A 20,492-nucleotide genomic window follows, 5' to 3' on the forward strand; every position below is an offset into this window, starting at 1 on the left:
GCAACAAATTAGTGTTACTCAACCTCTCAATTATCATTTAATTCATCTATTTAACTTAATATTATTTGTTTAAGTTATAGAATGATTTTAAACCTTCATATTTAGCTGCTTCATATAATTCATCTTCAATACGTAATAATTGATTGTATTTTGCGATACGATCTGTACGTGATAAAGAACCTGTTTTGATTTGACCTGCATTTGTAGCTACTGCAATGTCAGCAATTGTAGTGTCTTCAGTTTCACCTGAACGGTGCGATACAACAGCTGTATAACCAGCTTTTTGAGCCATTTCGATTGCTTCGAATGTTTCAGTTAAAGTACCGATTTGGTTAACTTTGATTAAGATTGAGTTACCGATGTTTTGTTCAATACCTTTTGATAAAATTTCAGTATTTGTTACGAACAAGTCATCTCCAACTAATTGAACGCGATCTCCGATACGTTCTGTTAATAACTTCCAACCTTCCCAGTCGTTTTCATCCATACCATCTTCAATAGAAAGGATTGGATATTTATCAACAAGTTGTTCTAAGTAGTCAACTTGTTCTTCAGCTGTACGTTTTGCACCATTTTCGCCTTCAAATTTAGTGTAATCATAAACACCATTTTCGTAGAATTCAGAAGAAGCACAGTCGAATCCAAGGTAAACATCTTTACCTGGTTCTAAACCAGCTGCTTTAATAGCTTCGATGATTGTTTCTACGCCATCTTCAGTACCTTCGAATTTAGGTGCGAATCCACCTTCATCACCTACTGCAGTCACTAAACCGCGTGATTTTAAGATTTTAGCCAATGCGTGGAACACTTCTGCGCCCCATCGTAATGCTTCTTTGAATGTTTCAGCACCTACTGGTAAAATCATGAACTCTTGGAATGCAATTGGTGCATCTGAATGAGAACCACCGTTTACAATGTTCATCATTGGTGTAGGTAATACAGTTGAATTGAATCCACCTAAATATTTGTACAATGGTTGACCTAAGAAGTCTGCAGCTGCACGTGCGACAGCAATTGAAACACCTAAAATTGCGTTTGCACCTAACTTACCTTTGTTAGCAGTGCCATCTAATTGAATCATCATTTTATCGATTGAAACTTGTTCTAGTACTGAGAACTCACCTTCGATTAATTCTGGTGCAATAATTTCGTTTACGTTTTCAACGGCTTTTTCTACACCTTTACCTGAATAACGTGCTTTATCTCCGTCACGTAATTCTACAGCTTCGTGTTCACCAGTTGATGCACCTGAAGGTACGAGTGCACGACCAAACGCACCACTTTCTGTTAAAACTTCAACCTCAACTGTAGGGTTACCGCGTGAGTCTAGTACTTCGCGAGCGTATACATCAGTAATAATTGGCATAATGTTAAATCTCCTTTTTCAATCAATTTTATGATCTGTTCTTAATTTTTTAAACAGACATTATTTTATCCAAAACAGGTTGGCTGTTCATTGTTATTATAACGAGTAATACTTATTTTTCAAAATGATTTAGTGCTCGATTAATGATTCACCAGTCATATCTTCTGGTTGTTTTAAGCCCATGATATCAAGTAATGTTGGCGCTAAGTCACCTAAGCGTCCTGTTGAACGCAAAGTATGGCCTTCTTTAGTCAAGATTACTGGAACAGGGTTTGTTGTGTGCGTTGTCATTGGTTGATCATCATCTGTTAACACTTCATCAGAGTTACCATGGTCAGCAGTGATTATTGCGTGACCACCCATATCGATGATTTTATCAACGACTTCGCCGAGACATTCGTCTACAGCTTCGATTGCTTTAATAGTTGGTTCTAACTTACCACTGTGACCCACCATATCTGGGTTCGCAAAGTTTAAGATAATAAGATCTAAATCGCCTTTATCTAATTCTTCTAATAATGCATCGCGAACTTCATAAGCGCTCATTTCAGGTTTTAAATCATAAGTTGCAACTTTAGGTGAATTGATTAAACGACGACGCTCACCTTTGAATTCCTCGTTTTGACCCCCGTTCATAAAGTAAGTCACGTGAGGATATTTTTCAGTTTCTGCAATTCTTAATTGCACTAAACCGTTATCTTGTGCAACTTCACCGATTGTATTTTTCAAATCAACTTTTTCAAATACAATATGTGCATCAACTTGATCATTATAGCCTGTAAATGTAGCAAAATATAAATCTTTAACTTGTTCAACCTCAAAACCATCAAAAGCTTTATTTGTAAAGATTTCTGAAAGTTGTCCAGCGCGGTCAGGTCTGAAGTTATAGAAAATGACTGCATCACCGTCATTTACACCATCATTTTGATTTTCTACAACAAACGGCTCGATAAATTCATCTGTCAAATCGTTATCATAGTTTGCTTGAACCCCTTCGTGTGCTGAAGGATATTTAACGACATGATCAAATCCACGAATCGCATCGTGTGCTTTTTCTTCACGTTCCCAACGTTTATCACGGTCCATTGCGTAATAACGACCAGAAACAGAAGCAAATTGACCGACACCAAGTTCTTTGAATTTATCTTCAGTTTCATCAATATATTTAAGTGCAGATTTTTGATCAACGTCACGACCATCTAAAAATGCATGCACGTAAACCTTTGTTAAACCTTTTCTTTTAGCAAGTTCTAAAATCGCATAAAGATGTTCGTAATGACTGTGCACACCACCATCAGAAAGCAGACCAAAAACATGTAATGCGGATTGATGATTCAACGCATGATCGATTGCACTGTTTAAAACCGCGTTATCGAAAAAGTCACCTTCTTCAATAGATTTGTTAATACGTGTTAAACTTTGGTACACAATGCGTCCAGCACCAATATTCATATGTCCAACTTCTGAGTTACCCATTTGGCCATCTGGAAGACCTACATCCAAACCACTCGCTTCAATTTGCGTTGTCGGATATTTTTCAAAATAGCGGTCAAAATTAGGTTTGTTTGCTAATTTGACAGCATTACCATGGACTTCTTCACGATTTGCAAATCCGTCTAAAATAATAAGAGCTGTTGGCTTTTTGGCCATAATTATTTCGCACCTTCTAACAATTGAACATAGTCATCAACTTTCAATGATGCGCCACCTACAAGTGCACCGTCGATATCTGATTCAGACATATATTCTTTAATGTTATTTGGTTTTACACTACCGCCATATTGAATACGTGCTGATTGTGCAACTTCATCACTTGTTAATTTTGCAATGGTTTGACGAACAGCTGCACACATTTCATTCGCATCTTTAGCAGTAGACGATTTGCCTGTACCAATTGCCCAAATTGGTTCATATGCAATGACTACATTTTTAATTTGTTCATCTGATAAACCTTTTAAAGCTTTTTCTACTTGTGCTTCTACAACTTCATTTGCTTTACCGTTTTCACGTTCTTCGTCTGTTTCGCCTACACAAATAATAGGTGTCATGTTGTGATTAAATACAGCATGCGCTTTTTTATTGACATCTTCATCTGTTTCATGGAATAACTCACGTCGTTCAGAGTGACCAATAACGACATAACTTACACCTAGATCTTCTAAAGCAACAGGAGATGTTTCACCTGTGAAAGCACCATTTTCTTCAAAATAAGTATTTTGCGCACCAATTTTAAGACCCGGTGCAACATTTTCTTTTGTTAAAGAAATCAATGCATCTAATTGAATTGTTGGTGCACAAATCACTGCCTCAACTTCATTTGTATCTGGTAATGCTGGTAGCTCTTTTACAAAATTTTTAGCTTCCTGAACTGTTTTATTCATCTTCCAGTTTCCAGCGATAATAGGTTTTCTCACTTCAGAACACTCCCTCTTAATTCTTAGTTTGCTTTCTATATTCACGCTTTAAAATTATTTATTCGCAATTGCTTTAATACCAGGTAATTCTTTACCTTCTAAATATTCTAATGACGCACCGCCACCAGTTGAAATGTGTGTAAAGTCTTCTTCAAAACCAAGTTGCATAGCTGCAGCAGCTGAATCGCCACCACCAATTATTGTTGTTGCATCTTTAAGTTCTGCAATCGCTTCACATACACCAATTGTACCTTTAGCAAAGTTACTAAATTCAAAAACACCCATTGGGCCGTTCCATACAACTGTATGTGCACCTTCAAGTTGTTTTTTGAATAACTCAACAGTTTTTGGTCCGATGTCCATTGCTTCTTGATCAGTAGGGATTTCATCGATAGATACAGTTGTAATTTGTGCATCGTTAGAAAATTCTTTTGCCACTTTACCGTCAATTGGTAATACGATTTGGTCCCCTGCACGGTCTAATAAATCTTTGGCAAAATCAATTTTATCTGCTTCAAGTAGTGAAAGACCGATTTCTTTACCTTGTGCTTTTAAGAAAGTGTACGCCATTCCGCCACCGATTAACACTTTATCTGCTATTTTTAATAAGTTTTCAATGACGCCAATTTTATCAGATACTTTAGCGCCACCTAAAATCGCAACAACAGGTTTTTCAGGATTTTCAACAACGCCACCAATGAATTTGATTTCTTTTTCCATTAAGAAACCTGCAACAGCTTCAAGGTGTGTTGAGATTCCTACGTTAGAAGCGTGTTCACGGTGTGCTGTACCGAAAGCATCGTTGACGAAAATGTCACCTAAAGATGCCCAGTATTTACCAAGTTCAGGATCATTTTTAGATTCTTTTTTACCATCTACATCTTCAAAACGTGTGTTTTCAAACATTAAAACTTCGCCTTCGTTTAATGCTTTAATGGCAGATTCTAATTTTTCTCCACGTGTTTCTGGAATAAACTGAACCTCTTTGTTTAGTTTTTCTGATAAACGTTTCGCAACCGGTGCTAATGAGAGTTTCTCTTTATCACTTTCTTCTTTGACTTTACCTAAATGTGAGAAAACAACAACTTTCCCACCTTGTTCAATGATATATTTTAATGTTGGTAATGCCTGAACAATTCGGTTGTCGTTCGTAATTTCGCCGTCTTTCATTGGAACATTGAAATCTGCACGCACAAGTACAACTTTACCTTTTAACTCAACATCTGTTACATCCTTTTTTGCCATCGAGAATCCTCCTCATAAAAAGTCATGAATTTTAAAATAAGCGGAGAAGCGTTTGTGCTCCTCCGCTTACTACAAGCTACAAAATAGTTCGAAGCACATATAGTCGTACTTACAATCCTATTTTAATCTATTTTATTTAGCGTGGCTTGCTAAATGTTCTAAAGTACGAACAAGTTGAGCAGTATATGACATTTCGTTGTCGTACCAAGAAGCAACTTTAACTAATTGACGGTCGCCAACAGTCATTACACGAGTTTGAGTTGCATCGAATAATGCACCGTAAGTCATACCTACAACGTCTGAAGAAACAATTTCGTCTTCAGTGTAACCGAATGATTCGTTAGTTGCTGCTTTCATTACTTTGTTTACTTCTTCAACAGTCACTTCTTTATCTAAAACAACTGTTAATTCTGTTAATGAACCAGTTGCAACTGGAACACGTTGTGCACCACCGTCTAATTTACCGGCAATTTCTGGAATAACTAAACCGATTGCTTTTGCTGCACCTGTAGAGTTAGGGATAATGTTTTCAGCAGCAGCACGCGCACGACGTTTGTCACCTTTTCTGTGAGGTGCATCTTGTGTATTTTGGTCACCAGTATATGCGTGAATTGTAGTCATTAAACCTTCAACAATACCGAATTCGTCGTGTAAAGTTTTTGCAACAGGTGCTAATGAGTTTGTAGTACATGATGCACCTGAAACAACTGTTTCAGAACCATCTAAATCGTCGTGGTTAACATTATATACGATTGTTTTAAGATCACCTTTAGCCGGTGCTGAGATTAATACTTTTTTAGCGCCTGCTTGAATGTGTGCTTCAGCTTTTTCTTTATCTGTGAAGAAACCAGTACATTCTAATACTACGTCTACACCAAGGTCACCCCAAGGTAATTTAGCAGGTTCTGGTTCAGAGAATGATTTCACTTCTTTACCATTCACACGGAAACCACCATCAATTACTTCCACTTCTTCAGTAAAACGTCCTTGCATTGTGTCATATTTCAATAAATGTGCAAGCATATCGTCATCTGTTAAATCGTTTACAGCTACGACCTCAATGTTTTCTACATCTTGAATTCTTCTAAATGCTAAACGACCTATTCTACCAAATCCGTTAATTGCTACTTTTACTGCCATGTTAATGGCCTCCTTTAATGATATTTAAAAAGTGGATCAATTCAAAATTAAACAAATCACGCACTTTTTATTATAACTAAATTGTTTCACTCGTAATGACTTTTGCCGCAGCTTCATCTGTAATTAAAACAGTATTGGGAGAAGCGATTTTAAGGTATGCCTTAATTGCAAGACCTTTCGACGCACCACCCGCTACAGCAAAAATGTGTGCTTTTGATTGAGCTTCTTCTAACTGAATTCCAATCGTTTTAACCTTGTGAATGATGTTACCTTGTTGATCAAAATAGTATCCTAACGATTCACCGACAGCATGATGATGTTGAAGCTTTTCGATGACTTCTAATGGCGATTGTCTTCGTTTCGCCATTTTCAGCGCATCACCAATACCATGAATAGTGAATTGAGACTCTCTAATTTTATCCAATGTCTGGATAACAGAAGGTTCTTGCATCAAATTTTGATAAGTCAACTCACTCACTTGCTCAGGGACGTATAGTGTAGTGTAGTCGCCCCCGGTTCTCTGTGCCATTCTAGAACAAATTGTGTTGGCTTGAAAAACAACATTTTGACCTAAGCCACCGCGTGCTGGAACAAACAAAACATGGAAGGGAAGTTTCGACATCGCATCACTAACTGATGCCATAGTTGAACCACCCGTTACTGAAACAATTGCACGATCGTACAATTGCTTTTCAAGCAGTTGCCCAGCAATTCGACCAAGTTCTACCTTTACAGCAGAATCTGTATCGCTGTTCCCCGGAATGACATGAACTTCATTGATATCGTATTGACCTTTAATCGTTTGAGCAAGGCGATGATAATCAGAATAATGATTGAAATAAGCATTCAACTGTGTGACTACATCCTTACCTTCTACTGTCAACGCCATACCTGTGGGTTTGACAGAAATTAACTCTTGATGTTTAAGTAAATCTGTTTCTGAACGTAAAACACGTTCTGTCAAATTCAACATCTCACTCAAAGTTCGTCGTCCTACAGGTTGATATTTCTGAATCGTTGCTAAAATAGAGAACCTTCGATACATTTTGTCTATCAAGTCAGGCACAATTTTTTGTTGCACTTGAATCATACGTTCCAAGGTAAATGCCCCCTTAATAGTCAATTAGATGGTCAACTTTGAGCCACGCTTTGACATTTATAGTCCCAAGCACTGTAAAAAAATATATCTTGTTGTTTACAAACCCATCATACTACTGAAAAAGATAAAATGCAAGTCATAAACCATCCCAATTCAATAAAAGGTTGGACGAATAACGACCAACAATAATCTCATATGACTTCCATTTCATTTATAGCACGTTACACCATTTTTAAACATCATTATCTATTTTATTGCAAGACGTTAAGTTATTTCATATATTTACATAAAGAGGTGATTCTATGTCAAGAGATTCCGAACAGCCCGAGGTTATAGACCCTTCAGATCCACGCTATCGTCGCCCCGAAGATATACAACGCGGTTTAAACGAAAATAGATATGAAGGTGGAAATTATACCTATACGCGTTACTATGGGTGTACGCCTGTAGGCTGCTTGCCAGGTTGTTTATTTTCCATTTTTTTATCAATACTTTTAACATTATTACTCAATTTACTTTTTTAATATGAACAAGAAGAAATAAGTCGAAATGCGCATTTTATACTTCTAGTCAACATCCATATCAAGTGATTAGAAATAATAAAGTTGCAAAATAAAAAGCATAGCCACACGCTTTATGCGTTGAGTTGACTATGCCTTTTCTTTATCTTATTCATATAGTAACCGCGCAACACGATACGGTTCAAAATCTTCCGTTCTTCGTTTACTTTGCGTTTCAAAGTGTATTTCTTAAGCCATTTTAATGTTGATTACTTTTATCTTCTGACGGTTTTTGATTTTGGCCTTGGTTTTGGTTTTGATTTTGTTGAGGTCGTTGTTGAGAATGACCATTAGGTTGTTGTGTTGAAGGTTCCTTTTTAGGCTCCTGTGTTGAAGATGGTGGCGTTTTAGGTTCGTTTGAAGATGGTTCATTCGTCTTCGGTTCCGACGATTTTGGTTCTGAACTATCTGGTTTTTCATTCGTCTTCGGTTCTTTTTTAGGTTCCTCAGTCTTCGGCTCTTCTTTCTTAGGTTTTTCTGTTTTCGGCTCTGTTGATTTAGGTTTTTGCTGCTGATTACGTTGGTTTTGTAACTCTGCTTGACGTTCCGCTTCAATCGATTGTTGACGCGCCGCTTCTAAAGATCTTTCTTGCTCCGCTTGTTCTTTTTCAATACTTTTTTCTTTTTCTCTCTTTTCTTGCGCTTTTTTCTCTTTTTCTTTTTTAATTTCAGCATCACGCTTTTCTTTTTGTTCCTCAATAGACTTCTCTTTTAATCGCTCACTACTTCGGTGTGATTGATCGACGAATGAAAAGATTGCAAACACTAATCCTGCTAGCAATAATAATACGACAATAATACTGATAATCGCTAAACCTCGTTTTTTCTTTTTCCCGTTTTCAGCATATTTTGGTCCTTGTCCACTTCTTTTTGGTGCTGACATGATTTTCCCTCTCTTTATTAAGATCTCAATCTATTTAGTTTAAGCTATATTTATTTTTAAACTTACGTCTTGTCTGCCTTGTGATATTACAATTATACAATATTAGAAAGTTGACGACTATGTGACTTTTAAATTAATAACATTCAATATAAATCATATCACTCAAAACGACAAGGCACCAATTATCGAAATCTCCTAAATCAAAACCATGATCCATCTCACTCACCTTTTATGAAACAACACTACCCAAAACTATGATTCATTACTATTGTAACGAAATGGGGCATATTAAGTCCAAATTGCTATTGAATCTAAAAAACTTCCATGCGTCATCTGCTGATACTACTTTCAAGGTGAAGTTTAAAAATAATCATAATGAGGAAATGATTAACTATTACACCATTAATCATCTAAACATAAACGAAGATAATAAAAAGAGGTCTGAATGCTGCATCATTCAGGCCTCAACTAAAGGGAGTCAAAAATTACCTTCGTCGTATATATTATGGGGTATACTGAATTTAATTAAGAGATGTATTAATTATCGAAGGTACTTCTATTATAACGCACTTTGTGAATTAATAAACACACTTTAATGCATTTAAAGTGAAAAGTTAATGTCTGTTCTATGACAATAATATGAACAAGTCAAAAGGAGTGGTTTAAGTGACGAATTATTTAATAACTGGTGGCACAGGTATGGTTGGTACAGCACTAGTTGAAGACATTTCACAACGACCTGATTCAATGATTTACATCCTTACACGTAGCGATCGAAGTTCAAAATCTTCGCGTATTCAATATATAAATTGGAATCAAACGGGTTGGGAACAAAAAGTCCCCGACATTGATATCGTTATTAACTTAGCAGGCGCGACGTTAAATAAAAGATGGACAAAGACGCATCAACAACTTATGATGACAAGCCGAATACAATCCACGCGCGCACTATATGACTTATTTAAAACACGCAAGCAAAAGCCGAGTGTGCTTTTCAACGCAAGTGCGATGGGATATTATCCACCATCTCATACTGCAACGTATACGGAAGACTTTCGTACAACACCACATGATCTTTTATCCGAAATCGTTTATCAATGGGAAAAGCAGGCTTCACTATTTGAATCACTAGGTACACGTGTGATTTTAGGCCGATTTGGCCTCATCCTCTCTCAAAATGGTGGCGCTCTGCCTATGATCGAAAAACCTTATCGTTTCTTTGTAGGAGGGCGTATCGGTAGTGGTCATCAATGGTATTCATGGATTCATCTTGAAGATTTAAAACGCGCAATTCTATTCTTGATTGATCATAAAACAGCTTCCGGTGTGTACAACCTTGCTGCACCTGCGCCTGAAACGCAAAATCAGTTTGGGAAAATACTTGGAAATACGTTGCATCGCCCCCACTACACATGGATGCCAGCTACACTTATGCGACTAGTTCTAGGGAAAATGTCAACATTGGTACTTGATACACAATTCATCGTCCCTCAAAAACTCAATCAGCTCCACTTTACATTTAATTATCCAACGCTTTCACTTGCACTTAATGACATCTATAGCCATTAAGTGAACTGACCCGTGTTGAATGCTAAAAGTGCTCCGATGATATCATTTCTAGTGATATAATCAATCAGAATTGACACGTTGAAACACCATACATGTCAGTTCTGATTTTTAATGTTATCGCTAATTAAATCGCGCACATAAAGACACTTTATTTTAATTGTATCTGATAAAACGCAAGATTAAGCCATTGTTCAAATTTATATCCAACTTTCTCTAACGTTCCCATATGTCGAAATCCAAATTTTTCATGTAACAGTTTACTTTGTATGTTTTGATCATCAATACCTGCCACCATCGTTTGAAACTGTTTTTCACGGGCATCTTGAATTAATATTTCTAATAATTGAGAAGCAATGCCTTGTCTTCTCGCATTAGGACTGACGTATAAAGAATGTTCGATCGTAAATTGGTAAGCGGGCCAATTTCTAAATTGACCATACGTAGCAAAGCCTAAGACCTCCCCATTCCGTTCGTATACAAATACAGGTTGTTGTAATTGTTGTTTCGTTTGAAACCATTTTTCACGTTCTTCTAATGTTACTGTTTCATATGTATAGACAGCAGTCGTATGCTTAATCGCATGATTGTAGATTTCTTGAATTTGAGTCAGATCATTCACTTGTGCCTGTCTTATCACGTCTTTTCTCCCCTTTTCCCTCATTTAAATAAAGCCTATTTATTTTTTCATTAAAAAAGAGTGGCGCATAAATCTAAAATACGCTTTCAGATTTCATTGCTCCACTCATTACATATTAAGATGAGATAGGTTCATCATCTTATAAATAACAGAAACTTCTCTATTATTCTGGTTGCATTACTTCATCAATTAAGCCATAAGCTTTAGCTTCTTCAGCAGTTAAGAAGTTATCACGATCAGTGTCTTTCTCGATTTTTTCAATATCTTGGCCTGTACGTTCAGCTAAGATTTTATTTAATTTTGCGCGTGTTTTTAAAATGTGGTTCGCAGCAATTTCGATTTCAGTTGCTTGACCTTGCGCCCCACCAAGTGGTTGGTGAATCATCACTTCAGCATTAGGTAACGCGTAACGTTTTCCTTTAGCTCCTGCTGCAAGTAAGAATGAGCCCATTGAAGCAGCCATACCAATACAAATTGTTTGTACATCTGGTTTGATATGTTGGATTGTATCATAAATCGCAAATCCAGCTGTTACACTACCACCAGGAGAGTTGATATAGAGGTAAATATCTTTTTCTGCATCTTGTGCTTGTAAAAATAAAAGTTGTGATACGATTGAGTTTGCTACATTATCGTCAATAGCAGACCCTAACATAATAATACGGTCTTTTAATAAACGTGAATAAATGTCATATGCACGTTCCCCGCGATTTGTCGTTTCAATTACTGTAGGAATTAAATTCATAGATTATTTCCTCCTAATTTCTTTGATTTGATTTTATTCTAACCTAAAAGTCAAACATGGTCAAAAATTACGCTTTTAACTTTCACTATTTTAAGAGTTGACCCCTACAATGCATGAAGGTAAAATGATGAGTGTACGTTTCAATTTACCCCTCGTAGTGTAATGGATAACACTTAAGATTCCGGTTCTTACAATAGAGGTTCGATTCCTCTCGAGGGGGCTATCTTACTTTTTAAAATCAAGGCCCCCTAACGATGGGGTTCTTTTTATTTTACTCGTTAATCATATACCATATTATATTGAACTTCAGTGATTTAAAACGATGTCATTTCTTACGAAGTTTTATTATACAAAGAAAGCGCTCAGACGATTTTCTAGTAAAAGTCTCTGAGCACCATTTTTTTGAATTGATGTCTAAGCCCATATCGCGCATACTTTACGAAATGCACTATCAAATAGCATTGAAATATAACATAAAAAACAGGTTATCCAGACTGATTAATTGCCTACTTTTTACACTTCAAATCGTTCTCCGCTTCTGATTTTATCCGCCATTTCGTTTAACTTTCTTAAACGATGATTGATGCCCGATTTCGAAATGGTTCCCGTACTGACCATTTCACCTAATTCTTTCAATGAGACATCTTGATGTTCAATTCTTAATTTTGCCACTTCTCTCAGTCGATCCGGCAAATTATCTATCCCAATTTCTTCATCTATCAGTTGAATACTTTCAACTTGCTTCATAGCTGCACTGACCGTTTTATTTAAATTCGCTGTCTCACAATTTACCAGTCGATTTACAGAGTTTCGCATGTCTCTGACTATTCTAACGTCTTCAAATTTGAGCAATGCTTGGTAACCACCGATTAAACTTAAAAATTCTGCTATACGTTCCGCTTCTTTAAGATACGTAATCCAACCTTTTTTACGCTCCAAACTTTTCGCATTGAGCTCGTATGTATTCATCAATTGCGTAAGTCCTTCAGAGTGACCCTCATACAGAGAAAATATTTCTAGATGATATGATGAAGTTTCTGGGTTATTAACTGAACCTCCTGCGAGAAATGCGCCGCGTAAATAACTTCTTCTCATTTCGTCATCTTTAACCATAGTTGGATCGATATCATGGCTAAACATTCCATTTTTAAGTATTCCTAACTCGTCTAAAATCTCTTTTGCTTTCATTTTTATTCGACATATATAAATGTTATTTTTCTTTAATTTCATCTTTTTACGTACTAATATTTCGACTTCAACCTGAAAAACAAGTTTTATTAGTGTATAGATACGTCTTGCAGTTGTGGCATTTTCAGTTTGAATATTAATGACAAACTGTTGATGCGATAGGCTTAAGGCCCCGTTCATACGAATTAAAGCACTGAGCTCTGCCTTAGCGTTATCTTTATCAACTTCAATCCTTGTCAGCTCATTTTTCATTTCTGATGCAAAGCTCATAATGAATCGTTTCCTTTCTATTTATCAAGAATCAATATGGCTAAAGTTATGATTTGAATTGATCAGGGTCAAATTGAATTGTACTAATTTCTTGTAATGCAATTTCATAAATCATCTCTGCCAATATTTCTGTTCGATGTCTCACGTATTCGTGCTCTGTAATTTCAGCGAGATGCTCTCCTGTTACAAGTTGAACACCTTGTTCCTTTAATACCTCTTCATCACAATAAACAGGTTTAGCACCTTTGTCTTCATACTTTTGAAGTATTTCTTGTGAGAATGGTAATTGATTCGCAATCACAAAATCAATGACATTTGCACCCAGTTGTTGATGAATGGCACGAATATGATCTGTAACTGTATATTCATCTGTCTCTCCAGGCTGGGTCATTATGTTTGAAACATATAATTTTTTAGCATCACTTTCGACAATAGCTTCGGCAATGCCATTGACACAAAGGTTAGAAATCACACTCGTATAAAGAGAACCAGGCCCTAAAACGATTAAGTCTGCTTCTCTTAGTGCTGCAACAGCTTCATCCATCGGTTTCACATCAGCCGGCTCTAAAAAGACACGTTTAATTTTTTTATGTTTTCGAGGAATATTAGATTCACCCGTTACGATTTCTCCATCTTCCATCTCTGCGTTAAGCGCGACACTTGAATTTGTAGACGGTATGACGCGTCCTTTGATATTCAAGATTTTACTGAGCTCTTTTACCGCATGGCCAAAATCATTCGTAATATTGGTTAATGCGGCAATCAATAAGTTGCCAACAGAATGGCCGCTAATGATATCCTTTTCGAATCGATATTGGAACAGCTGTTCTAACAGCGGCTCGACATCACTCAATGCAACCAGTACGTTCCTTACATCACCCGGTGCTGGTATATCCATTTCGCTTCTGATTTTGCCTGTACTTCCGCCGTCATCTGCGACTGTTACAATCGCTGTAATATCTATTGGGAAGGATTTGAGACCCCTTGCCAAAACAGATAAGCCTGTCCCTCCGCCAATCAGCACTAATTTGAGTTGTTTCATTTTATTCGCCACTTTCTATATGTGCATCACGATGATGAACATATATGTTATAATCATACGTCTGCTTAAGTTCCTCAGCTAATCGTTGTGCTAATGCGACAGAACGGTGTTGTCCTCCTGTACAACCAATTGCAATAACAAGTTGTGATTTCCCTTCTTTTTTATATCCAGGAATCATGAATAATAAGAGATCCAATAATTTTTCATAAAATGTATTCGTCTCTTTCCATTTCATCACGTATTTATATACTTCTTCGTCCATACCTGTCAACGGACGGAGCTCCTCTACATAAAAAGGATTCGGTAAGAAGCGTACATCAAAAACCAAATCTGCATCTATTTGAATACCATGCTTGAAACCGAAACTTGTCACATTGATTGTAAATGTTGATTTATTCTCTTTATTAAAATTCTCGTATACTCTTTTTCTTAATGCTTTCGGTGTTAACTTTGTAGTATCTAAAGTATAATTGGCCAAACTTCTCACTTCGGCAAGTAAATTACGTTCTTCATTTATCGCTGCAACTAGAGTTAAATCGCCCTGCTCTTGAAGCGGATGCTTACGGCGTGTTTCTTTATAACGAGAAATTAATTTTTCCGTTTCAGCATCTACAAACAGTACATCTACGATTACATTTTTTCTACTTTGCACAGCATCTATTTCACGCACTAAGTATTTAAAAAATTCTCGTCCTCTTAGGTCGATACCAATCGCTACTTTTTGTAACGAAGGGTTGCCTTGCTCCATTAATTCTACAAACTTAGGCAATAAAATAGGTGGAAGATTATCGACACAAAAATAGCCTAAATCTTCTAAACTCTGAATAACGACAGATTTTCCAGCGCCTGAAAGTCCTGTAATGACGAGTAATTCACTTTTAACGATTTCATTGTTTTCTTCATGTTGCATTGTTGACCACCATCCCTTAAGATTCTCTTTTAGTGTACATGAAAATCCTTCAAAGTCATAGACAGAAAGCTAAAATTTAACACTTTTCATAACCGTATGTATTGATGATGATGTAACAATGATAGTCTCTACCAATATACTTTAACAACTCGGCTAGCACTCATTTTCTGATCATCTTGTCATAACAAAGCACTATTTTCATAAGCATAAAAAACAATGATAAATAAAAAGAGTGGGACTTGGAAACTCGTTGTTACGTTAGATTCCATTGTCCCACCTGTATAGGGTGTCGTTTATTTAATATATGAACACGCAAAATATAGCGTATTCGAACAGATTAACTTCAATCTTATAAAACGATTACTTAAAATCGTGATTAAGCTTCATCGTGCAAGCTTTCGATATACGCTTGAACACTTTCTGCTGCGATACTACCATCACTTGTTGCTGTTACGATTTGACGTAATCCTTTTTCACGAACATCTCCAGCTACATAAATCCCTTTAACAGCTGTGCTCATGTCTGGATTTGCGACAATATAGCCTGCTTCATTTGTAATGCCTAAGTTTTCAAACGGTTGTGTAAGAGGTTTCATGCCGATATAGACAAATAAGCCATCCGCATCCACTGTTTGTTCAGTGCCATCAACTGTTGAAACTAACGTCAATGAACCTACTTTACCATCTTTTTCGTTAACTGATTTAAGTGTATGGTTCCAAATAAAATCAATTTTTTCGTTTTTGAACGCACGATCTTGTAATATTTTTTGTGCTCTTAATTGATCTCTACGGTGAACAATAGTCACTTTATCTGCAAATTTTGTTAGATAAGTTCCTTCTTCAACAGCAGAGTCTCCTCCACCTACAACGTAGACATTTTTATTTTTAAAGAAGGCGCCGTCACATACAGCACAGTAACTCACACCACGGCCACCAAGTTGTTCTTCTCCAGGTACACCAATTTTTTTGTATTCTGCACCTGTTGCAATAATCACAGCAGTTGCCTCGATTTCGCTTGTGCCGAGATCGATAACTTTGTAATCGCCTTTATCTTCGATGCCTTTAATATCACCATATTTGTATTCGGCACCAAATTTTTTAGAGTGATCGAACATTTTATTTGATAAATCCGGTCCTGAAATCATTTCAAAACCTGGGAAATTTTCAACTTCTTCAGTGTTCGCCATTTGTCCACCTGGCACACCGCGTTCAATCATAACTGTTTTTAAATTCGCACGTGAAGCATAAACCGCAGCTGTCATACCTGCTGGGCCTGCACCGATGATTGCAACATCATATCTTACTTGTTCTGACATGATTCGTTCCTCCTCTTAATTTCATCATAAAAATTTTACAACATTTAAATACGAGACTCAAACTTATATGCTCAACAACCAATTGAGCGCAATTTCAAACATTTCTGGACACACGTCAAATAGTTCAATGAGCTCTTGTCGATTTAATGATTGTGCACCAGCATTAAAATACAAATAGGTAACTGCCGCAACATATGCGTTTACTTCATCAACATCTATTTTTTCCACCGATAAACTATCTGCATAATTAATCCAACTTAAAAATAATGCATCATCACCTTTAGTTTTAGGGAGGTGATAAAGCTTTTCCATTCCTTTGTGTATAAAATGTAACTTTGTGAGCTGTAGGTTTTGTATTAAATAGGAAAGATAGAGTTTCTCATAATCGCCTAGTGTTTCTAATATATCCCATACATCTTTCGTCATTAAAACCTCTTTACCATTTAATTGATTCAATAAAAAGAGCCCATAAAGACGTTCATGCTGATCCTCACTGGTTAATAGTGGTTCAATATGACGGTTAAAGTACTGTCTACTTTCATCCACGACCCAAGGTGGAAAACCAGGATTCGCTTTAAGAAATTGTGTCAATGCTTGCCAAAAATATTCACTTTGTTCAATATGACCCAGGTAATAATAATTATATGAAAGTGCATGAAAAAGCTGGAAAGTTTGAAATTTTCCTCTTCGGTGGAGGGGTAAGAGTAAATATTGTGATGCTTGATATTGCTTTAAATAACTTAACACGATTCCCAATTTAAAAGATTCTTCATCGTTAATTGGGACGACTTTATTGAGTAGTTTGAGGTAGTGATTAAACAGTGTTTGTTCATTCATATTATACAACAATAAAGTATAGTGACATAAAGCATGGACATCTGAAGCGTCTTCTTTCAAAAGCCGTTCAAACATTTCTTTTGCAATCGTGTTCTCGTTTAAATAGAGATAGCACATGGCAAGTAAATTTCGAATGAGGCGATTTTCTTGAATGACTTCATCTTGTCGTAGTAAGTACGCTCTGGCATCTAACAAGCGCCCTTGCCCAAACAAATATTGAAAAACGACTTGTGTTACAAACAATTGGCTTTCTAATTCAAGTTCATTTTCGCCAGTAAAAGAAACTTCAAACATACTCTCAAGTTCTTCGCGGTAGTCTTCATCTTCCGCGATAAACGCGTAGCTCAAACCAAATAAATAAGCTTTATTCGGTTCATTTAAATCAATGTTTAATTGACTAAGTTCATAATAAGAGGCCTCGAGTTCAGAGCCTTTACTGATTTCTTCGTAATAAATGGCTTCTGCCTTGCTTGGTGCATTTAATTTGATTAAGCAAGTCGCAAGTTGTTGCTTCGCCTCAAAATGATCGGGTGACAATTCTAACACTTTTTCTAAATAGCGCTGTGCTTTCACATAATCTTGCTGTTGCATTTTCTGTTGTGCCAAACGTTCATAAACAGAGACATCAGACCACAACTGTATAATATTATTCTTTTGTGTCATCATTGCCACCTCTCTTTCTCTTATTGTTCTTTTATTTGAATCGGTTTACCATAAGCAATGACATCATTGGGTATATCTTTTGAAACAACGCTGCCTGCACCGATTTTAGTACGCGCACCAATTTTAACACCAGGAAGAATTGTAACATTAGCTCCAATCATCGTATCGTCACCAATTTCAATCTCTCCTACTCTCAGTGCATCGGTCAAAAATTCATGTGTCAGTAGTGTTGTATTATAACCAATAATGACATTTTTGCCTATTTTTATTTTTTCAGGATAAAAAATATCAGGTGTCACTTTGAAAGCAATCGCCGTATATGGCCCGATTGTCATCTTCAAAATATGTCGATAGAGCCAGCGTTTGAATTTCAAACTCGGTACAAATCGCGCCAGTTCAATAATTAATGTATTTTTAAACAATTTTGTAAAACTTTGATAGTCATACATGTGCCAAAGCGCATTATGCGTTTTGGTCGGAATGACCGTTAAACGTCTTTTCATTTAACGTGACCCTTTCTTTTCCCAAGGCCAATTTAAAACACTTGCTTCTCGATACAACGGTGCTTTGGATTTAAATCGTCTCCATATAAACAGTGCTACACCAATCACAATAGCGATAATAGAGACAAGCTGTGCAATTCGAATCGTCTCAGTTAACATCAAGCTATCTGTTCGCAAGCCTTCGATATAGAAACGTCCAATTGAGTACCAAATTAAATACGTAAAAAATGTTTCGCCAATGCGAAGACGTCGACGTAAAAGAATTAGAATGATAAAACCAATCACATTCCATATGGATTCATATAAAAAAGTAGGGTGATAATAAATACCGTCGATTTTCATATTCTCAATTATGAATTGTGGTAAATGCAATTGTTCCAAAAAGGCGCGACTAACTGGCCCACCATGAGCCTCATGGTTCATGAAATTCCCCCAGCGTCCAATCCCTTGCGCCAATATAATGCTAGGTGCAACGATATCGCCGAGTTGTAAAGGATGCCAATCTTTGCGATAACAATAATACATTCCCATGGCAAACGCACCAATTAGGCCACCGTGGATCGCTATCCCTCCACGCCAAATCATAATAATCTCTGCGGGATTTTGTAAGTAATAATCCAAGTGGAATAAAACAAAATAGAGTCGTGCAGTAACGATAGCGACAACGACGCAGACAATTAAAATATTAATTAAATCGTCTTCTTTAAAGCCTACTTTTTGTGCACTTTTTTGTGCAAACCAATAACCAATTAATATTGCAGTTGCTATAATAATCCCATACCACTTGATTTGCAAACCACCTAGATCAATTGCTACAGGATTGATGTAACCAATCATCATTCTTTATCTCCTTTTTGATGTGTACTATTTTTTAATATTTCAGCATTTAAACGTTCATTAAATTCTTCTGCTGTATTAATGCCCATAATATTGAGTCGATAATTCATTGCAGCTACTTCAATAATGACAGCCACGTTTCTTCCTGGCCGAACTGGGACTGTTTTTTTAGTAATTTCCGTATCCAAAATTTTAAGCGTCTCGTGATTCAATCCAACGCGATCATATAATTTGTTTTGATCCCACGTTTCAAGATTGATATTCAGCCGTATGCGTTTTTGCGTCAAGATAGAACCTGCTCCAAAAAGCGTCATCACGTTAATAATTCCTAGCCCTCTTATTTCTAGTAAATGCTCAATAATTTTAGGCGGCTTACCAATCAATTCGTTTTTATTGATTTCCTTAATTTCTACATTATCATCTGCGACCAGACGATGACCGCGCTTCACAAGTTCTAAAGCCGTTTCACTTTTACCTATGCCTGAATCTCCAGTAATTAATACCCCAATCCCATACACGTCTACCAGTACACCATGTAATGCTGTAGAATTTGCTAATTCGTGCTCAAGATAAGACGTGAGACGTCCCATGACACGTGTCGTAGCTTCGTCCACATAAATGAGTGGTGTATCTAATGCTTTAGACGCTTCTAACAATTCCTCAGGCGCTTCAAGTCCTCTCGTGATAATAATTGCTGGTGTTTCTGGACGACAAAGTTTTCTCATCCGCCCCTGTCTATCCTCATCTGGCAATAAATTATAAAACGAAAGTTCTGTTGTACCTAATAGTTGAATTCGATTCGAAGCATAATGCGAGAAATAGCCTGCCATCTCTAAACCGGGTCTAGAGATATCTGTATTATGAATAGGTCGGTTTAAACCTGCTTCACCAGCTATCACTTTCAAATTAAATCGCTTTACTAAATCTTGAGTTGTTAACATGTCAGTCACCTCAGTATTCACTCTATCTCTCGTTAATCATCATATAGAAAGACGCAAAATAACAGTCTATTGCGAGACTAATCTCCACGCGCTTACTTAATCACACTTCTTTTTAACGCAGTCCTATCCGATGTACTGTGCCTATCGTGGTTAATTATGTCCTATATTATACATGAAATGCGAAAGAATGAGATGTATTTCATTATTAAAAAACTTTTACATTCATCTTAACTCGTTGTGTCTCATCCATTAAAAACGGTTCACTCTACTCAATGACCCTATTCATTTTAACATTTTTACTATTTAAGAAGGAACATCTACCACTAGA

General features: G+C 36.6%; 19 protein-coding genes. 2 read left to right on the plus strand and 17 right to left on the minus strand.

The window, feature by feature from the left end; all coding sequences use genetic code 11:
- Positions 1–61 precede the first annotated feature (61 nt).
- The 6 genes from eno to MUA40_RS09720 form a co-directional block, all read right to left on the minus strand.
- Positions 62–1,366 carry a surface-displayed alpha-enolase gene (gene eno, locus MUA40_RS09695; protein ID WP_016424544.1) on the minus strand — a complete coding sequence of 435 codons (1,305 nt, stop codon included), beginning with the start codon at positions 1,364–1,366 and terminating at the stop codon, positions 62–64.
- A gap of 129 nt (positions 1,367–1,495) precedes the next feature.
- Positions 1,496–3,016: a 2,3-bisphosphoglycerate-independent phosphoglycerate mutase gene (gene gpmI / locus MUA40_RS09700; protein ID WP_016424543.1), complete on the minus strand. Its 1,521-nt coding sequence runs from the start codon at positions 3,014–3,016 to the stop codon at positions 1,496–1,498.
- 2 nt (positions 3,017–3,018) lie between these two features.
- Positions 3,019–3,780, minus strand: coding sequence for a triose-phosphate isomerase (gene tpiA, locus MUA40_RS09705; protein ID WP_050331581.1), 762 nt, complete (start codon positions 3,778–3,780; stop codon positions 3,019–3,021).
- Positions 3,781–3,834: 54 nt separating this feature from the next.
- Positions 3,835–5,025, minus strand: coding sequence for a phosphoglycerate kinase (locus MUA40_RS09710; RefSeq protein ID WP_016424541.1), 1,191 nt, complete (start codon positions 5,023–5,025; stop codon positions 3,835–3,837).
- A gap of 132 nt (positions 5,026–5,157) precedes the next feature.
- Positions 5,158–6,165 (minus strand): type I glyceraldehyde-3-phosphate dehydrogenase, encoded by a 1,008-nt coding sequence (gene gap / locus MUA40_RS09715; RefSeq protein ID WP_126496223.1) that lies wholly within the window; start codon positions 6,163–6,165, stop codon positions 5,158–5,160.
- Between the two features lie 76 nt (positions 6,166–6,241).
- On the minus strand, positions 6,242–7,255 hold the full coding sequence (locus MUA40_RS09720) for a sugar-binding transcriptional regulator (RefSeq protein ID WP_371665245.1): 1,014 nt from the start codon (positions 7,253–7,255) through the stop codon (positions 6,242–6,244).
- A 311-nt stretch (positions 7,256–7,566) separates the two neighbouring features.
- Here MUA40_RS09720 and MUA40_RS09725 point away from each other — a divergent pair, with 311 nt between their 5' ends.
- A complete protein-coding gene (locus tag MUA40_RS09725) occupies positions 7,567–7,788 on the plus strand; it encodes a hypothetical protein (RefSeq protein WP_016424538.1) in 222 nt (73 codons plus the stop codon).
- A gap of 235 nt (positions 7,789–8,023) precedes the next feature.
- Here MUA40_RS09725 and MUA40_RS09730 read toward each other — a convergent pair whose 3' ends face one another.
- A complete protein-coding gene (locus tag MUA40_RS09730) occupies positions 8,024–8,707 on the minus strand; it encodes a prolipoprotein diacylglyceryl transferase (RefSeq protein ID WP_016424537.1) in 684 nt (227 codons plus the stop codon).
- A gap of 666 nt (positions 8,708–9,373) precedes the next feature.
- On the opposite strand from MUA40_RS09730, the gene MUA40_RS09735 reads away from it, so the two are divergent.
- Positions 9,374–10,276, plus strand: a complete 903-nt coding sequence (locus tag MUA40_RS09735) for a TIGR01777 family oxidoreductase (RefSeq protein ID WP_016424536.1) — start codon at positions 9,374–9,376, stop codon at positions 10,274–10,276.
- A gap of 148 nt (positions 10,277–10,424) precedes the next feature.
- On the opposite strand, the gene MUA40_RS09740 is transcribed toward MUA40_RS09735, so the two are convergent.
- From MUA40_RS09740 to hprK, 10 genes are all read right to left on the minus strand, one after another.
- Complete coding sequence (locus MUA40_RS09740) at positions 10,425–10,913, minus strand: GNAT family N-acetyltransferase (protein WP_016424535.1); 489 nt, start codon at positions 10,911–10,913, stop codon at positions 10,425–10,427.
- A gap of 163 nt (positions 10,914–11,076) precedes the next feature.
- Positions 11,077–11,658, minus strand: coding sequence for an ATP-dependent Clp endopeptidase proteolytic subunit ClpP (gene clpP, locus MUA40_RS09745; RefSeq protein ID WP_016424534.1), 582 nt, complete (start codon positions 11,656–11,658; stop codon positions 11,077–11,079).
- Positions 11,659–12,171: 513 nt separating this feature from the next.
- Complete coding sequence (whiA, locus tag MUA40_RS09750; RefSeq protein ID WP_016424533.1) at positions 12,172–13,116, minus strand: DNA-binding protein WhiA; 945 nt, start codon at positions 13,114–13,116, stop codon at positions 12,172–12,174.
- A 46-nt stretch (positions 13,117–13,162) separates the two neighbouring features.
- Positions 13,163–14,158, minus strand: coding sequence for a gluconeogenesis factor YvcK family protein (locus MUA40_RS09755; RefSeq protein WP_016424532.1), 996 nt, complete (start codon positions 14,156–14,158; stop codon positions 13,163–13,165).
- 1 nt (position 14,159) lies between these two features.
- Positions 14,160–15,068 (minus strand): RNase adapter RapZ, encoded by a 909-nt coding sequence (gene rapZ / locus MUA40_RS09760; protein WP_016424531.1) that lies wholly within the window; start codon positions 15,066–15,068, stop codon positions 14,160–14,162.
- A gap of 376 nt (positions 15,069–15,444) precedes the next feature.
- Positions 15,445–16,383 (minus strand): thioredoxin-disulfide reductase, encoded by a 939-nt coding sequence (gene trxB, locus MUA40_RS09765; protein WP_050345948.1) that lies wholly within the window; start codon positions 16,381–16,383, stop codon positions 15,445–15,447.
- Positions 16,384–16,446: 63 nt separating this feature from the next.
- Positions 16,447–17,886, minus strand: a complete 1,440-nt coding sequence (locus MUA40_RS09770; protein ID WP_016424529.1) for a tetratricopeptide repeat protein — start codon at positions 17,884–17,886, stop codon at positions 16,447–16,449.
- A gap of 17 nt (positions 17,887–17,903) precedes the next feature.
- Positions 17,904–18,386: an acyltransferase gene (locus MUA40_RS09775; protein ID WP_016424528.1), complete on the minus strand. Its 483-nt coding sequence runs from the start codon at positions 18,384–18,386 to the stop codon at positions 17,904–17,906.
- Positions 18,387–19,223 carry a prolipoprotein diacylglyceryl transferase gene (gene lgt / locus MUA40_RS09780; RefSeq protein WP_016424527.1) on the minus strand — a complete coding sequence of 279 codons (837 nt, stop codon included), beginning with the start codon at positions 19,221–19,223 and terminating at the stop codon, positions 18,387–18,389.
- Entirely contained in the window at positions 19,223–20,164 is a 942-nt protein-coding gene (gene hprK, locus MUA40_RS09785) for an HPr(Ser) kinase/phosphatase (protein ID WP_016424526.1), read from the minus strand. Before hprK ends, lgt begins: the two co-directional genes overlap by 1 nt.
- Positions 20,165–20,492: the final 328 nt, after the last annotated feature.

The sequence above is a fragment of the Staphylococcus schleiferi genome (genome assembly GCF_025558325.1).
GTDB classification, from domain to species: Bacteria; Bacillota; Bacilli; order Staphylococcales; family Staphylococcaceae; genus Staphylococcus; species Staphylococcus schleiferi.

Coding starts and splice junctions, on each gene's coding strand:
- lgt (WP_016424527.1), bottom strand. CDS start 19,223: ATGATTGGTTACATCAATCCTGTAGCAATTGATCTAGGTGGTTTGCAA.
- MUA40_RS09770 (WP_016424529.1), bottom strand. CDS start 17,886: ATGATGACACAAAAGAATAATATTATACAGTTGTGGTCTGATGTCTCT.
- eno (WP_016424544.1), bottom strand. CDS start 1,366: ATGCCAATTATTACTGATGTATACGCTCGCGAAGTACTAGACTCACGC.
- MUA40_RS09775 (WP_016424528.1), bottom strand. CDS start 18,386: ATGAAAAGACGTTTAACGGTCATTCCGACCAAAACGCATAATGCGCTT.
- clpP (WP_016424534.1), bottom strand. CDS start 11,658: ATGAATTTAATTCCTACAGTAATTGAAACGACAAATCGCGGGGAACGT.
- hprK (WP_016424526.1), bottom strand. CDS start 20,164: ATGTTAACAACTCAAGATTTAGTAAAGCGATTTAATTTGAAAGTGATA.
- MUA40_RS09710 (WP_016424541.1), bottom strand. CDS start 5,025: ATGGCAAAAAAGGATGTAACAGATGTTGAGTTAAAAGGTAAAGTTGTA.
- MUA40_RS09720 (WP_371665245.1), bottom strand. CDS start 7,255: ATGATTCAAGTGCAACAAAAAATTGTGCCTGACTTGATAGACAAAATG.
- gpmI (WP_016424543.1), bottom strand. CDS start 3,016: ATGGCCAAAAAGCCAACAGCTCTTATTATTTTAGACGGATTTGCAAAT.
- MUA40_RS09725 (WP_016424538.1), top strand. CDS start 7,567: ATGTCAAGAGATTCCGAACAGCCCGAGGTTATAGACCCTTCAGATCCA.
- trxB (WP_050345948.1), bottom strand. CDS start 16,383: ATGTCAGAACAAGTAAGATATGATGTTGCAATCATCGGTGCAGGCCCA.
- MUA40_RS09755 (WP_016424532.1), bottom strand. CDS start 14,158: ATGAAACAACTCAAATTAGTGCTGATTGGCGGAGGGACAGGCTTATCT.
- MUA40_RS09730 (WP_016424537.1), bottom strand. CDS start 8,707: ATGTCAGCACCAAAAAGAAGTGGACAAGGACCAAAATATGCTGAAAAC.
- gap (WP_126496223.1), bottom strand. CDS start 6,165: ATGGCAGTAAAAGTAGCAATTAACGGATTTGGTAGAATAGGTCGTTTA.
- rapZ (WP_016424531.1), bottom strand. CDS start 15,068: ATGCAACATGAAGAAAACAATGAAATCGTTAAAAGTGAATTACTCGTC.
- whiA (WP_016424533.1), bottom strand. CDS start 13,116: ATGAGCTTTGCATCAGAAATGAAAAATGAGCTGACAAGGATTGAAGTT.